The organism is Xenorhabdus eapokensis (genome assembly GCF_001908105.1).
In genome coordinates this window covers 1-695 of record NZ_MKGQ01000162.1, presented here as the reverse complement: position 1 = coordinate 695, position 695 = coordinate 1, and the positions used below count along the sequence as shown (strand labels likewise).

The window sequence follows — 695 nt, the reverse complement described above, 5'->3', positions numbered from 1 at the left end:
AATGGCCGGAGAATATCTCCCCCGAGCGATACGTAAAATGGACATCCCAAAACCAGACGGTGGAGTGAGAACATTGGGTATCCCAACGGTGGTAGATAGACTGATCCAACAAGCCATCGTGCAGAAACTGAGTCCCTTAGTTGAGCCAACTTTCTCTCGATCTAGCTATGGCTTTCGACCATCCCGTAACGCCTGGCAAGCGGTGCAACAAGCACAAGCGCACATGAACAGCGGGAAAAGATGGGTTGTAGACATGGACTTAGAGAAGTTCTTCGACAAGGTCGATCACGACATTTTGATGTCGAGTCTGGCTCGGATAATCAAAGATAAATGCGTATTGAAGCTGATCCGCAGATATCTAGAAGCACCGATGAGGGATGGAAAAGAGCATATAAAGCGAACGCAGGGCATGCCGCAAGGTGGTCCATTGTCACCGCTGCTCTCCAACATATTGTTGGATGAATTGGACAAAGAGTTAGAAAAGCGAGGACATCTCTTCTGCCGTTATGCAGACGACTGCAATATCTATGTCAGGAGTCGGAAAGCGGGTGAACATCTCCTTAACGATCTCAGTGACTACCTCGAAAGGGGACTAAAACTGAGTATCAACAAGAAGAAAAGTGCGGTTGCGAGACCGTGGGAACGCAAGTTCTTAGGGTACAGCGTAACTTGGCACAAAAGCGTTCGCCTGAAAA

At 48.2% G+C, this 695-nt stretch carries 1 protein-coding gene; it reads left to right on the top strand.

What is annotated here, in order from left to right; all coding sequences use genetic code 11:
- Positions 1-37 precede the first annotated feature (37 nt).
- On the top strand, positions 38-695 hold a 658-nt coding region (locus tag Xedl_RS19945; protein WP_244149789.1), incomplete at its 3' end, for a reverse transcriptase domain-containing protein.